The following is a 13,651-nucleotide window of genomic DNA, read 5'->3' as shown; positions in this document are numbered from 1 at the left end:
TGGGAGAGTGCGATGAAGATCAGTCAAAACCCGGAATTGCCGAATTCGCTGACGCAGCAGATCCAGGCTGCCAAGCAACAGGCCAAGGCGGCCGCCCCGGCGCCCGCTGCCGAAGAGGCCACCAAGACCGCGACCACGGTCGCCACCTCGGGCGGTACGCCCGTGACGTTCTCCAGTGCCGCCAAGGCCCTGGATCCGTCGCTGCGCAGCAGCGCGGATTTCGACGCCAACAAGGTCAAGGCCGTACGCGCGGCCATCGAGAAGGGCACCTTCACGGTCGATGCCGATGCCATCGCCGACAAGCTGCTCTCGAACGCCCAGGAAATCATCGCCCACTCCCCCAAGAGCCACTGATCCCGGCCCTTGCCCCGGCGCGGCCGTAGCGCACACGGTCCGCGTCCCGCATGGGCCGGTCGGCACAGGACCGACCCATGCACCCCCCTCCCGCTTCCCCGTCTTCCCCCCGCTCGCCCGAAGCCCTGCTCGGCGCCGTCGAGTCGCTCCTGGCCGACGTGGGCGCCCTGCTGCTGCAGGCGGATGCTCCCGCGCTGGAGCGCCGCTCCCCGCTGCTGCAACAGGCCGCGCTCGAGCTGTCCCGCTTCCTGGAGAGCCGCCCCGCCTCCGCGCCGCCCCTGCCGGCCGACTGGACGCGCCGTGTCCAGGCCGTTCGCAGCCAGCTGTCCCTGCAGCGCGAGCAACTGGCCCGGCTCGCCGCGCTCACCAACCGCCAGGTGGCCACCTTCCTGCCGCCGGACCAGAACGGCGCGACCTACGGCAGCCGCGGCCCTGCCGGCAACGGCATGCACGGCGCCGCTGCCCGGATCTACCGCTCGCAAGGCTGAACGGCACCCTTGGGGCCAGGCCGGGTTGGCCACACCACAAAGAAGAAGGGCCCCGAGGGGCCCTTCTTCTTTCATCCGGCGGCGTCAATGGCTGCGCATCTTCGCCCGCAGCCGGGCGATCGACTGGCTGTGCAGCTGGCAGATGCGCGATTCGGTCACGCCCAGCACGGCGGCAATCTCCTTGAGGTTCATGTCGTGTTCGTAGTACATGCCCATGATCTGCTGTTCCCGCTCCGGCAGGGCCTTGATCGCCGCCACCAGGGAGGCGCGCAGGCGCTGGTCGCGCAGCATGGCCATGGGGTCGGCCGCGCCGTCGGCCACGTGGCGGTCGAGGAAGCCGTCATCGTCGTCGTCGCCGCGCGTCATGTCTTCCAGATAGACCAGCTGGGTGCCGCGCACCTTGCTCAGCAGGGACTGGTATTCCGCCAGACTGAGGTCGAGCTCCGTGGCGATCTCGGATTCGAGCGGGCTGCGGCCGAGCTTCTGCTCCAGCCGGGTCACGGCGTGCTCGATCTCCTTCTGGCTCTTGCGCGAACTGCGCGACATCCAGTCGCCCTCGCGCAGTTCGTCGAGCATGGCGCCACGGATGCGCTGGGAAGCGAAGGTCTCGAACTGCACGCCCTGCGTCACCTCGTAGCGCGACAGCGCCTCGTTGAGCCCGATCATGCCGACCTGGATCAGATCGTCCAGCTCCACGTTGGGCGGGAGCTTCGCGATCATGTGGTGCGCGATCCGTCGGACCAGCGGCGCGTGCTGGCGGATCAATGCATCGCGGTTGAGCTGTCCTTTGGCGGTGTACATCGGATCAGTGGCTCCGTGCGAAGGGCTGGGCGGGCCGCTGCGTACCGAAGGACGGGGGAACAGTGACCGGCGCGGCGCCAATGGTGCCCGCGTTTTCCAGCAGTTGCAAGGCCAGGCGCTGCAGATCCTGGGGATGGTTGGCCCGCAGGGTGGTGGTGCGCAGCTCGCTGCCCAGGTGCCGCTCGGCGCAGCGCTGCAGGGTGGCGAGCGTGGCATGGACCCGGTGGAGGCCGGCGGGCCGGTCGGTGGGCAGCACCGAGGCCACCGTGCAGGGCACGCCGGCATGCAGCGCCATGTGCTTGAGCTGGCGGTAGCTGCGCATCGCGTGGTCGCCGCCCTCGGCGATCAGCAGCGGCACTGCGGCGGTGTCGCGCACCAGGGGCGCGAGCGCCTCCGCGGGGGCGTAGATCGCCAGCACCGCATAGGAGCGGAAGAAGGGCTGCAGGGTCTGCTGGGCCGCCACCGCGTCGGCGCTCTGGCGGGCCAGCCGGCGCAGTCCGTAGGCGGCCGGCAGCACGGCCAGGGAGGCCGCCGCGGCGCCGCCCGTGTCCAGCGGCGCGCCATCCTGCCAGGACGGCTCGGCCAGCAGATGGGCCAGGCCGGGGGAGGCATCGGTCTCGCGCGCGGTGCCGTCGAGCACGGCCACGGGATAGCCCATGCGCTGCAGCGCCGAGCATACCTGGAAGAAGGTTTCGAGCCCGTAGGCCGCATCCGGCTGTGCCAGGATGGCCAGCAGGCGCAGGGGCGACTCGGGCATCAGGCGCAGCAGGCTCGCGCCCTGGTGGAAGGCGGTGTCAAGCATCGACCAGGGCCCTTTCGGTGGCGAGTTCGGGGGAGTGCGAGAAGAAGAAGTTCAGGTCCGAGGCCTTCGGGTCGAACGCCGACTTCGCGGGCGAACGCATGGACGTGGCGATCAGCTTCTGGGCATCGGCCGCTTCCCAGTCCTCGGGCACGCGCTGGCCGTTGGTCACGCCGCGCAGCACCATCTGGTGGCGGATCAGCGCATCCACGGCAGGGCCGAGCTTCACGGCCTCGTCCACCTTGGAAAGGATGGCCTGCTGCGATCCACCGGTCCGGAAGCCGGTGAGCACGTCGTCCAGCGTGTCGCCGTGGCAACCTGCGTTGAGCACCAGCAGGCGGTTCACGCCGGGCAGGTCGAGCACATCCAGCATGTCGCGCTTGCGCGGGTCGCGCGGGGCGATGCCGGTGGTGTCGATCAGCACCATCTTCTTGCCGGCCAGCAGGCCGAGCAGGTCCTGCAGGGCAGCGCGGTCATGGGCGAGGTGCGCCACCACGCCGAGCATGCGGCCATACGAGCGCAGTTGTTCGTGGGCGCCCACGCGGTAGGTGTCCAGGGTGATCAGGCCGACGCTGGCCGGGCCGTGGATGCGGGCGCACAGGGCGGCGAGCTTGGCGGTCGTGGTGGTCTTGCCCACGCCGGTGGCCCCCACCATCGCGTACACACCGCCTTCTTCATACAGCGGGCGCTGGTGCGCATCGGTCTTGAGGTTGCGCTCCAGCACTTCCATCAGCCAGCGCACGGCATGGCCGGCACCCAGTTCTTCGGGCAGGCGCTCCAGCACGGCGCGCGCCAGCGAGGGCGAGTAGCCCGCACGGATGAGCTTGAGCATCAGGTTGGACTGGATCGGGTTCTGCCGGGCCTGGCCCAGCCAGGCCAGCGTGTTGAAGCGGTCCTCGATGAGGTCCTTCATGGACTGCAGTTCGCTCATCAGGTTCTGCTGGCCCGCTTCCTGGGCGAGCGAGGGCACGGGGGCCTGCACGCGGCGTTCGCGCACGGGCTGCTCGGGCGGCAGGCCCAGGGGGATGGCGTGCATCGGGTTATGCCGCGGCAGCGGGGCGCTGGCAGGGGCCATTGCGCGTTCGGCCATGCGCGGGGCTTCGGGGCGAGACAGCGGTGCGCGCTCGGGCTGCAGGAACTGCTGGGGCGCGGCAGCCGGGGCCGGCGCAGCGCCGTTCATGGCCTCGTGGCGGCGGCGCAGCATGCGCTCGCGCACATAGTCCTGGAAGGAGAGCGTGCTCATCGCCAGCTGTTCCGTGTCCTGCGCCACCGGATTGCGCGGCGCCTCGGCCCGTTGCGCCGCGCGCAGCGGCCGGCTCGATTGCGCCGGATTGGCGGCCATGTCGGCGGCGCGTTCCTGCAGCCGGGAGGCGGCCGGGGCGCGCTCCTGGAGCCTGGAGCTGGCGGGTGCGGGTTCGGCGGCGGCGTTCTCCAGCGAGGACAGCGTGTCTTCCGCGGTGGCCATCACCTCGACGCCGCCGGCGATCTGGCGGTTCGACAGGATCAGCGTGCCGTCCCCGAAGGCCATGCGGGCCTTGGCCAGGGCCTCACGGGAGGTGGGAGCGGTAAAGCGTTTGATGTTCATGCTGCACCTTTGAGGATCGGGCCGATGCGGATGGTGTGGGTTTCAGGGATCTCGCTGTGGGCGAGCACCTGCAGGCGCGGGGCGACGCGGCGCACGAGGCGCGAGACGGCGTTGCGGATGGCGTCGGGTACGAGCAGGCAGGCGGGCATGCCCATCTCTTCCTGCCGCATGGCCACTTCCGCGGCCTTCTGCGTGAGGATGTCGGCCACGCCCGGGTCGAGCGAGGGGCCGGAGGCGTTGCCCAGGGCCTGCACCAGCAGGCGCTCCAGGCCCGGCTCGATCGCGATGACGTTGAGCTCGCGGGTCGGGCCGTAGATCTGCTGCACGATGGCCGGGGACAGGGCGATGCGCACGCGCCTTGCCAGTTCCACCGGATCGCTGATGGTTCCCGCATGCTCGGCGAGGGTTTCGATGATGGTGCGGATGTCCCGGATGTGCACGGACTCTTCCAGCAGCAGCTGGAGCACCTTCTGGAACGTTGCGATCGACACCATTTTCGGAACCACTTCCTCGATGAGCTTGGGGGCCAATTTGCCGACGTGTTCCACGAGCTGCTGCGTTTCGGTGCGGCTCAGGAGCTTGGCGGCCTGGACTTGCATCAAGTGTGACAAATGGGTGGCCATCACGGTTTCGGAATCAACGACCGTAAAACCCGCCATTTGTGCGGCTTCCTTCTGGTGGTCGTCGATCCAGTGGGCGGGCAGGCCGAAGGCCGGGTCGGTGGTGGGCGTACCGATGAGCGGCGTGCTGATGCCGCCGGGGTTGATCGCCAGGAACATGCCCGGGAAGGCCTCGCCCTCGCCCACCACCACGCCGCGCAGCGTGATGCGGTAGGCGCTGGGCTTGAGCTCGAGGTTGTCGCGCACGTGCACCGCCGGGGGCAGGAAGCCCACTTCCTGGGCGAACTTGCGGCGTACCCCCTTGATGCGGGTCAGCAGGTCGCCCTGGCGGCTCTTGTCCACCAGGGAGATCAGCCGGTAGCCCAGTTCCAGGCCCAGCAGGTCCACCGGCTGCAGGTCGTCCCAGCTGGCTTCCCCGTCGCCCGCAGGGGCAGGCGGCGCTTCCACCGGCTTGGGTGCGTTCGCCCGCTGGTGCAGCAGCCAGGCGGCATACCCGAGGCCGCTGCCCATCACCAGGAACACGGCGTGCGGCATGCCGGGAATCAGGCCGAGCATGATCAGGATCGCGGCGGCCACGCCCAGCACGCGGGGAGACATGAAAAGCTGCTGCACGATCTGGCGGCCCATGTCCTGGTCCTTGCCCACGCGCGAGACCACCATGGCGGCGGCCACCGAGATCAGCAGGCCGGGAATCTGCGCCACCAGCGCATCGCCGACGGCCAGCAGGATGTAGCTGTTGGCGGCCTGCGAGGCGGACAGGTCGTGCTGCAGCATGCCGATGGCGAAGCCGCCCACGATGTTGATGAGCAGGATCAGGATGCCGGCGACGGCATCGCCGCGCACGAACTTCGAGGCACCGTCCATCGAGCCGAAGAAGTTGGCTTCCTCCTGCACCTCGGCGCGGCGGCGCTTGGCTTCCTTCTCGTCGATCAGGCCGGCGTTCAGGTCGGCATCCACCGCCATCTGCTTGCCGGGCATGGCGTCCAGCGTGAAGCGAGCCGAGACTTCCGCGATGCGCTCGGCGCCCTTGGTCACCACCACGAAGTTGATCACCACCAGGATGGCGAACACGATCAGGCCGACGGCGAAGTTCCCGCCGATCAGGAAATGCCCGAAGGCCTCGATCACCGCACCGGCGGCGCCGGGGCCGGTGTGGCCCTCCAGCAGCACCACGCGGGTGGAGGCCACGTTCAGCGACAGCCGCATCAGGGTGGTGAGCAGCAGCACGGACGGGAAGGCCGCGAAATCCAGGGGCCGCAGCATGTAGGCTGCCACCATCATCACCATCAGCGCCACGGCGATGTTGAGCGTGAAGAAGGTGTCCAGCAGCCAGGCGGGGATGGGCAGCACCATCAGCGCCAGGATGGCCACCACGAGCAGCGGGGCCGACAGGCCCTGCAGAGCGGAGGCATTGGTGCCGGCCCACTGGCGGGCGGAGGCGATCGTGGGGGTCTTCATGGCGCGTCACCTGCAGTGGAAGCGTCGGACGGGGTGGCCTTCGTGAGCGGATCGAGTTCCGGCGGCACGTAGGGATCGGGCTGGGCGTCCGGCATGCGGCCTTCGCCGCGCAGCGCGGCCTTGAGCCGGTACACGTAGGCCAGGATCTGCGCCACGGCCGCGTACAGCTGGGCGGGAATCGGCTGCTCCAGCTCGGCATTGGCGTAGAGCGCACGGGCCAGCATGGGCGACTGCAGCACCGGCACGGAATGCTGGTTGGCCAGTTCGCGGATCTTGAACGCCAGCAGGTCCGTGCCCTTGGACACCACCTGCGGCGCACCCATGGTGGCCTCGTCGTAGCGCAGCGCCACGGCATAGTGGGTCGGGTTCATCACCACGAAATCGGCCTTGGCCACGTTGCCCAGGCTGGCGCGGTTGGCGATCTCGCGCGCGCGCTGGCGCTGCCGGCCCTTGACCTCGGGGCTGCCCTCGGACTGCTTGTGTTCCTGTTTCACTTCCTCGTGCGACATCTTCTGCCGCGACTTGAAGAAGAAGGCCTGCAGCGGTACGTCGATGAGGGCCGCGAGGAACACGACCAGCAGCAGCAGCGCCATGCCGCCGGTGATCCACTCGGCCACGTAGCGCAGGGCCACCGGGGAGGGCTGCAGCACCAGCATCGCGATCTTCTCGACGCTGGTGCTCATGAAGCTCCATGCCACGGTGGCGAGGATGGAGGTCATCAGCACCATCTTGAGCACGGTGACCATCTGCTGCTTCGAAAACAGGTTCGAGAAGCCGGAAATCGGGTTCAGCCGGCCGAAATTGGGCATCACCGGCTTGAAGGTGAAGAGCCAGCCGCCGGAGCCGATCGCGCTCGCCACGGCGGCCACGGTGGTCAGCAGGGCGAAGGCCAGGCTCGCGCCCACCCCGACGATGGTCATGTCCTGCAGGCGCTGCAGCATGGAGCCGGTGGAGTGCACCGTCTCGGCGTTGAACGCGAGGTGGTGCGCGATGGCCCGCTGCAGGTGCTCGATCAGGGTGGGGGCCAGGGCATAGGTGCTGATCGCGCCCATGCCGAGGATGGCGAGATGGGAGAGGTCGCGGGACCGCGCAGCCTGGCCTTCCTCGCGCGCTTGCTGGAGCTTGCGCTCGGTCGCGGGTAGCTGTTTGTCTTGGCTGGAGGAGTCCATGGTGGCATGACGGAGGGGGTCATGCCGATTGTCGTGAGGGGTGCCGGAATCTAAAGTGCGAATAGACGGCCGGGAAGCCGCCTATTCCTCCGTGCCGTCCGGGGCGGCAGGGTCGGTGATCGTGCGAGCCCGCTGTGACAACAGCCCGCCGGGCCGAAAAGCCCTGCCCAGCCAGGCCGGGGCTGCCGTGCCCACTGCCGGGCAGGCAGGGGGTCAGAAGCCCAGGCTGGCCAGCAGGTCGTCCACTTCCGACTGGCTGGAGACGACGTTGGGGGTGTTTTCCGGGTCCACCACCGGGCCGGCGAGGTGCTCGCGCCGGGGCTCGGGAGCGGCGGCGACCGGGGCAGGGGTGGGCATGGCCGGCTGGGCCTGGGGAGGCGCCGTCTGGATGAGCAACTGCACCAGCTGCTGCTCGATCGTGCCGGCCAGGCTCACCACGCGCGCGATCACCTGCCCGGTGAGGTCATGGAAATCCTGCGCCATCATGATCTCGGTGAGATGCACGTCGGCTTCCTTGGTCACGCGTTCCACGTCGTGCAGGAAGTTCATGATCTCGCCCTTGGCCACGGCGGCCACCGGATCTTTCACCAGGGACGCCACCACGCGGCGCGTCTCTTCGGCGATGAAATCGTGCTGGGCCTTGGCCTGCTCGACGCGGTTGAGCACCTTTTCCGCGGCCTCGCCGGTGAGGCGGGCGATGTAGGACAGGCGGCTCTGGGCATCGGGCAGTTCGCCCATGGAGCCCTTCAACTGCTCGGCGTAGCCCAGTTCCCGCAACGCATCGTGCAGCTGGCGGGTGAGCTGGCCGATCTTGTTGTGGACATCCGCGGAGTCCGGGGCGTTGTGGTCCGGCGTTTCCATGGTCAGAGTCCCAGCTTCTTGAGGATGAGCGTGACTTTTTCTTCCAGCGTCGCCTTGGTGAAAGGCTTGACGATGTAGCCGGCCGCGCCGCCCTGGGCGGCCGCGACGATGTCTTCCTTGCGGGCTTCGGCCGTGACCATGAGGACGGGCAGGTGCTTGAGCTTGTCGTCCTTCTTGATCTCGGCCAGCAACTGGAACCCGTTCATGTTGGGCATGTTGATGTCGGTGACCACGAAATCGAACTTGCTGTTGCGCAGCTTGTTCAGCGCCACGACGCCGTCTTCGGCCTCGTCGGCGTCGGTGAACCCGCTTTCCTTGAGCAGATTGCGCACGATGCGCCGCATGGTGGAGAAGTCGTCAACGATCAAAAAGCGAAGGGCAGTGGTCACGTGGGACCCTTTCGGTCGGAAATTGCAGGAGCTATTGTCAGGGGCAGCCGCTTTGGTGACAAGACGTTACGGCTGCTGTGTCGATGCTGGATTTTCACGCTTTTCGGCCGCCAGTTCCGATATGGGGATCTGCGGGGCCTTTTTGCCCAGCAGCCGTTCCTCGGCTTCCTTGGTCAGAACCGTGATGGTGATGCGCCGGTTCACGGGCGCGCGCGGGTTCTCGGGCTCCAGCAGGTCGCTGGCCGCGAGCCCCACCACGCGGCCCAGCTTGGCGTCCGGCATGCCTGCGGCCACCAGCTCACGCCGGGAGGCATTGGCGCGGTCGGCCGACAGTTCCCAGTTGCTGTAGCCCCGGTCGCCATTGCCGTAGGGCGCGGCATCGGTGTGGCCGGCCAGGCTGATGCGGTTTTCCACCCCGCCGAGCGCCGAACCGATTTCCCGAAGAATGTCGCGCATGTAGGGTTTTACCAACGCACTGCCGCTGTCGAACATCGGGCGGTTCTGGTCGTCCACGATCTGGATCTGCAGGCCGTCGGGCGTCACGTCGATGCGGATCTGCGACTTGAACTCCTTCAGGCGCGGGTTTTCCGAGATCAGCGCGTCGATCTTGGCCTGCAGCGCCTTGATGCGCATCTGGTCCTGCCGGGCCTGCTCGGCGCGCGCGTTCTCGATGTTGGTCCGCCGGCTGGTGGCGGTGTCGGAGTCCGAGCGCCGGACCTGGCCGTGCACCTTGGAGAGGTCGTTGCCGCCGCCGGGAATGATGCTGGAGCTGTTGCCCGAGCCATCGCCGCCCTGCATCGCCACCTTGAGCGGCGACGCGAAATACGCGGCGATGCCCTGCAGCTCGCCCTTGGCCGTCGAGCCCAGCAGCCACATGAGCAGGAAGAACGCCATCATGGCCGTCACGAAGTCGGCGTAGGCGATCTTCCACGCGCCGCCGTGGGCGGCATGGCCGCCTTTCTTGACGCGCTTGATGATGATGGGCTGGAGCTTCTTGTCGGCCATGGCGTGTGCCTTCAGGCGGGTGCCCGGGTTACTTCTTGCCCTTCACGTGGCTCTCCAGTTCGGAGAAGCTGGGCCGGTCGCCCGAGAAGAGCACCTTGCGGCCGAATTCGATGGCCGTGGCGGGGTTGTAGCCCTGCATGCTGGCCAGCAGGGTGGTCTTGATGCACTGGAGTTCCTTGGCGGCATCCTCGAGCTTCTGCTCCACCAGCCCTCCCAGCGGCTCCACCACGCCATAGGCGAGCAGAATGCCGAGGAAGGTGCCCACCAGGGCGGAGCCGATCATCCCGCCCAGCACCGAGGGCGGCTGGCCCACCGAACCCATGGTGTTCACCACGCCGAGCACGGCCGCCACGATGCCGAAGGCGGGCAGGGCGCCGGCCAGCCGGGCCAGGGCCGCCACGGGGGCGTGGGCTTCCTGGTGGTGGGTCTCGATCTCGCTGTCCATGAGCGATTCGATCTCGTGCGCATTCAGGTTGCCCGACACCATCATGCGCAGGTAGTCGGTGGTGAACTCGATCACGTGGTGGTCATGCCCGACCGTGGGGTACTTCTTGAAGATTTCCGATTCGTGAGGGGCTTCCACGTCCTTTTCGATCGCCATCAGGCCCTCCTTGCGGGCCTTCTGCAGGATCTCGTAGAGCATCGCCATCAGTTCCATGTAGCGTGCCTTGGTGTATTTGGAGCCCTTGAACGCCATCGGCAGGGCCTTGAGCGTGGCCTTGAGCACCTTGGGCTGGTTGTTCACCACGAAGGCGCCCAGGGCGCCGCCCAGAATGGTGACGATCTCGAACGGCAGTGCATGCAGCACCACGGAGATATTGCCGCCGTGTGCGATGAAGACCCCGAAGATGCACCCCAGGCAGACGATGTAACCGATGATGACGAACATGCTTGAGCGAAGTGCGGCGGCGTGGTGGAGCGCTCCCGGCCGGGGGCGCGTCAGCAGCCTAATGTAAATGTATCGAGGTATTTATCGGCTGGAAAACCCGGTTCTGTAGCGTGCATGCCGCGCCGGACCGTGCGGCCGGGCCGCGGCGCAGGCGAGCGCGCGAGAAAGCGGGCAAACCCCGCGTTTTCCAGTCGTTGCAAGATGCGCCGGCTCTCTAGAATGAACCCGGCGGCAGCTTCGGGCACCGTCCGCCACACTTCGTCCAACCGCCGCCGCTCGCGCGCCGGCATGCAAGCGGCACCGAGCCGGCAGGAATCCATGGCAGCGATCGACGGCAAACACATCACGCTCGGCAACGAGACGCAGCTTCTGCTGGAGCTGGTGAACGGCGAGCAGTGCCTGGCGTCGGACAACCTGCCCGGCGCCCTCAAGCACTTCACCTCCGCGCTGGCGCTCGATCCACGCCGGCCCGACGCCTGGCTGCTGATGGGCCGCACCTTCCTCAAGATGGAGAACTGGGCCAACGCGATCTCCGCGCTGGAAACGGCCCTGGAACTCCAGCCGCAGATGGCGGATGCGCAGCACGGCCTGTCGCTGGCGCTCTTCAATATCGGGCGGCGTGAAGAGGCGTTGCGCATGATCGACGACGTCTGCCAGCGCGGCGGCAGCTCCGCCATGTGGGTGATGCGTGCCTTCCTGCACAGCCAGGCCGACCGCGATCCCGTTCGCACCCTGCAGGTCTACCAGGACTGGGGGCGCCGCTTCGCCGATCCGCTCACCCGCAAGGCGCCGCCCTTCACGGGCATCGACCGCGATCCGCGGCGGCGCCTGCGCATCGGTTACGTGACCGCCGACTTCCGCGAGCATTCCATCGCCTTCTTCATGCTGCCGGTACTGCACCACCACGACCCCGAAGCGGTCGAAGTGCACGTGTACTCGGGCGGGCGGCGCGATGGCATCACCGACGCGATGCAGGCCTGCGTGCCGCACTGGCACGAGATCCAGGGAATGAGCGACGAAGAGGTGCATGGCCTCATCCGCTCCCACCGCATCGACGTGCTGGTGGACCTGTCCGGCCACACGGCCGGCCACCGGCTGCCCGTGTTCGCGCGCCGCGCGGCGCCCGTGCAGGCGACCTGGCTGGGGTTCATGCTGCCGCTGGGCATGAAGGCCATGGACTACCGGCTGACCGATGCCGGCATCACGCCCCCGGGGCACGAGGGCTACTACAGCGAGCGCCTCTTCCACCTGGCCTGCATGGCGAGCTATGCGCCGCCGACCTATGCGCCGCTGTGCGGCACCCCGCCCGTGTCGAATGGCGCCCAGCCCACGTTCATATCGCTGAACAATTCCGCCAAGATCACGGACGCCATGCTGCGCGTGTGGGCCCGCATCCTGGACGCGAGGCCGGACGCGCGCCTCATCATCATGGTCAAGGAGCGCACGGCGGAGGCCGCCCAGGCCGCCATGCAGCCCCGCGTGGAGGCCGCCGGCCTGCCGCAGGACCGCGTGTTCGTGATGCACCAGCAGCCGCTCGCGCAGTTCATGGAGCTGGGCCATATCGCCGACGTCGCCCTGGACACCTCGCCGATCTCGGGCGGCACCACCACCCTGCACGCCCTGTGGATGGGACTGCCGGTCGTGGCGCTGGATGCCGAGCGCGGCGTGGACGCCAGTTCCGCGCGCACCCTGCAGGGGGTGGGCTACGGGGAATGGGTCGCGCAGGACGAGGACGGCTACGTCGAACGCGCCCTGGCCCTCATGGCCGACACCGCCACCCTGGAGCGCCTGCGGCACGAGACACGCGAACGCCTGTCGGCCAGCGCTCTCATGGACTACACGGGCCGCACGCGCGAGCTGGAGAAGGCGTTCCGGCTGATGTGGCTGAATTTCCTGGAAGGCCGCGACCAGTTCCTGAATGTGTTCGCCGATCCGGAGCCCGCCATGGCGCGCCTGGAACGCGGGGACCACGGCAGGAAGCCGGCGCGCGGCGGCGCCCCCGCATGAGCGAAGGCATCTCCATCGATCCCATCCCCCTGCTGGTGCCGGACGTGCCGGAGCCGCAGGCGCTGCTGCCCTACCTGCAGCGGATGCATGCATCCCGCTACTACTCGAACGGTGGCCCGCTCGTGCGCGAACTGGAGTCCCGTTTCGCCGGGCGCTTCGGCGTGCCGGAGAACCAGGTCGCGACCGTGGCCAGCGCCACCCTCGGCCTGGAACTGGTACTGCAAGCGCTGGAATTGCGTGAGGGGGCCCGCGTGCTGGTGCCCACCTTCACTTTCGCCGCGACGGCGACGGCCGTCCTGCGGGCCGGCCATGTGCCGGTGCTGTGCGACGTGGAGGATGGCAGCTGGCTGCTGACGCCGGAGATCGCCGGCGCGGCCCACGCCGCCGGAGCCGTGGACGCCGTCCTGCCCGTGGCAGCCCTCGGGATGCCGCACGACATGGCCGCCTGGCGCCGCTTCGAGGAGGCCACGGGCCTGCCGGTGGTGATCGACGCGGCGGCCGGCTTCGGCAGCCAGTGGCTCGCCGAGGCCCACGGCACCCTGGTATTCAGCCTGCATGCCACCAAGTCGCTGCCGGCGGGCGAGGGGGGATTCGTGGTTTCGTCGCGGCCCGGGCTGGCCGAGCGGGTGCGCCAGCTGTCCAACTTCGGCATCAATCTCGACCCTGCCTCCCATCTGCCGGTGGGCGCCCTGGCCGCCGCCGGCACCAATGCCAAGATGAGTGAGCTGCACGCCGCCGTGGCGCTGGCATCGCTCGCCTGCTGGGAGCAGGGTGCCCGGACACGGCGCGCACAGCATCGCGAAATGCAGGAGGCCCTGGCCCGCGCGTCAGGGGGAAGAATCGCCTGGCAGCAGGCCGGGCCGGCTGGCGGCATCGCCGCCCCCACACTGTTGTGCGCGCGCATGCCGGACGCCGCCTGCCGGGACAGGCTCGAAGCCCTGTGCGCGGGGCAGCGCATCGCCACCCGGCGCTGGTACCAGCCCCTCATGCACCGCATGGAAGCGCTGGTTGCCCGGAGCATCGTGCGGCCTGCGCCCCGGGCGGAAGCCCTTGCCGACACATTGATCGGACTGCCTTTCTTTCCGCACATGCACCGTTCGCAGATGTCGCGGCTCATCGGTGTGATGGAGCAGGCAATGCAGGGGTAGGCGCGGGGCGACGACCGGAACGTCCTTCACGAGAATCGGCGTTCCAGGGGCCGCATTGTGCCGACCGCGATTCCCCAG

General features: G+C 68.5%; 13 protein-coding genes. 4 read left to right on the top strand and 9 right to left on the bottom strand.

The annotated features are described in order from the left end of the window. Positions 1–12: 12 nt before the first annotated feature. Both flgM and ACGHC0_RS22595 read left to right on the top strand, forming a co-directional pair. On the top strand, positions 13–354 hold the full coding sequence (flgM, locus tag ACGHC0_RS22600; RefSeq protein ID WP_368353059.1) for a flagellar biosynthesis anti-sigma factor FlgM: 342 nt from the start codon (positions 13–15) through the stop codon (positions 352–354). Positions 355–431: 77 nt separating this feature from the next. After that, a complete protein-coding gene (locus ACGHC0_RS22595) occupies positions 432–842 on the top strand; it encodes a hypothetical protein (RefSeq protein WP_415266825.1) in 411 nt (136 codons plus the stop codon). A gap of 84 nt (positions 843–926) precedes the next feature. On the opposite strand, the gene ACGHC0_RS22590 is transcribed toward ACGHC0_RS22595, so the two are convergent. The 9 genes from ACGHC0_RS22590 to motA all read right to left on the bottom strand — a co-directional run bounded on the left by ACGHC0_RS22590 (position 927) and on the right by motA (position 10,418). Continuing rightward, positions 927–1,643 (bottom strand): RNA polymerase sigma factor FliA, encoded by a 717-nt coding sequence (locus ACGHC0_RS22590; protein WP_368353057.1) that lies wholly within the window; start codon positions 1,641–1,643, stop codon positions 927–929. Positions 1,644–1,647: 4 nt separating this feature from the next. Continuing rightward, the gene (locus tag ACGHC0_RS22585) at positions 1,648–2,445 is read right to left on the bottom strand and encodes a hypothetical protein (protein ID WP_415266824.1); all 798 of its coding nucleotides are present in this window, start codon (positions 2,443–2,445) and stop codon (positions 1,648–1,650) included. Then, positions 2,438–4,027 (bottom strand): flagellar biosynthesis protein FlhF, encoded by a 1,590-nt coding sequence (gene flhF / locus ACGHC0_RS22580; RefSeq protein WP_415266823.1) that lies wholly within the window; start codon positions 4,025–4,027, stop codon positions 2,438–2,440. The genes ACGHC0_RS22585 and flhF overlap by 8 nt, the downstream gene beginning before the upstream one ends. After that, a complete protein-coding gene (gene flhA, locus ACGHC0_RS22575) occupies positions 4,024–6,105 on the bottom strand; it encodes a flagellar biosynthesis protein FlhA (RefSeq protein WP_368353054.1) in 2,082 nt (693 codons plus the stop codon). Before flhA ends, flhF begins: the two co-directional genes overlap by 4 nt. Next, positions 6,102–7,274 (bottom strand): EscU/YscU/HrcU family type III secretion system export apparatus switch protein, encoded by a 1,173-nt coding sequence (locus ACGHC0_RS22570; RefSeq protein WP_368353053.1) that lies wholly within the window; start codon positions 7,272–7,274, stop codon positions 6,102–6,104. Before ACGHC0_RS22570 ends, flhA begins: the two co-directional genes overlap by 4 nt. Before the next feature lie 213 nt (positions 7,275–7,487). Continuing rightward, positions 7,488–8,135, bottom strand: a complete 648-nt coding sequence (locus tag ACGHC0_RS22565) for a protein phosphatase CheZ (RefSeq protein ID WP_368353052.1) — start codon at positions 8,133–8,135, stop codon at positions 7,488–7,490. Between the two features lie 2 nt (positions 8,136–8,137). After that, positions 8,138–8,524, bottom strand: a complete 387-nt coding sequence (gene cheY, locus ACGHC0_RS22560) for a chemotaxis response regulator CheY (protein WP_011797421.1) — start codon at positions 8,522–8,524, stop codon at positions 8,138–8,140. 66 nt (positions 8,525–8,590) lie between these two features. Next, complete coding sequence (gene motB, locus ACGHC0_RS22555; RefSeq protein ID WP_368353051.1) at positions 8,591–9,529, bottom strand: flagellar motor protein MotB; 939 nt, start codon at positions 9,527–9,529, stop codon at positions 8,591–8,593. Positions 9,530–9,557: 28 nt separating this feature from the next. Continuing rightward, positions 9,558–10,418, bottom strand: a complete 861-nt coding sequence (gene motA / locus ACGHC0_RS22550; RefSeq protein ID WP_092835364.1) for a flagellar motor stator protein MotA — start codon at positions 10,416–10,418, stop codon at positions 9,558–9,560. A 318-nt stretch (positions 10,419–10,736) separates the two neighbouring features. Between motA and ACGHC0_RS22545 the strand changes: the two genes are divergently transcribed. Both ACGHC0_RS22545 and ACGHC0_RS22540 read left to right on the top strand, forming a co-directional pair. Further along, positions 10,737–12,425: a tetratricopeptide repeat protein gene (locus ACGHC0_RS22545; protein WP_415266822.1), complete on the top strand. Its 1,689-nt coding sequence runs from the start codon at positions 10,737–10,739 to the stop codon at positions 12,423–12,425. Further along, a complete protein-coding gene (locus tag ACGHC0_RS22540; protein ID WP_415266821.1) occupies positions 12,422–13,573 on the top strand; it encodes a DegT/DnrJ/EryC1/StrS family aminotransferase in 1,152 nt (383 codons plus the stop codon). The genes ACGHC0_RS22545 and ACGHC0_RS22540 overlap by 4 nt, the downstream gene beginning before the upstream one ends. Positions 13,574–13,651: the final 78 nt, after the last annotated feature.

Origin of the sequence: Acidovorax sacchari, assembly GCF_042847045.1 — a bacterium.
In the GTDB taxonomy this organism is placed as follows: Bacteria; Pseudomonadota; Gammaproteobacteria; order Burkholderiales; family Burkholderiaceae_C; genus Paracidovorax; species Paracidovorax sacchari.
Note: the sequence above shows the minus strand (reverse complement) of the source record. Positions and strands in the feature narration are given on the sequence as shown.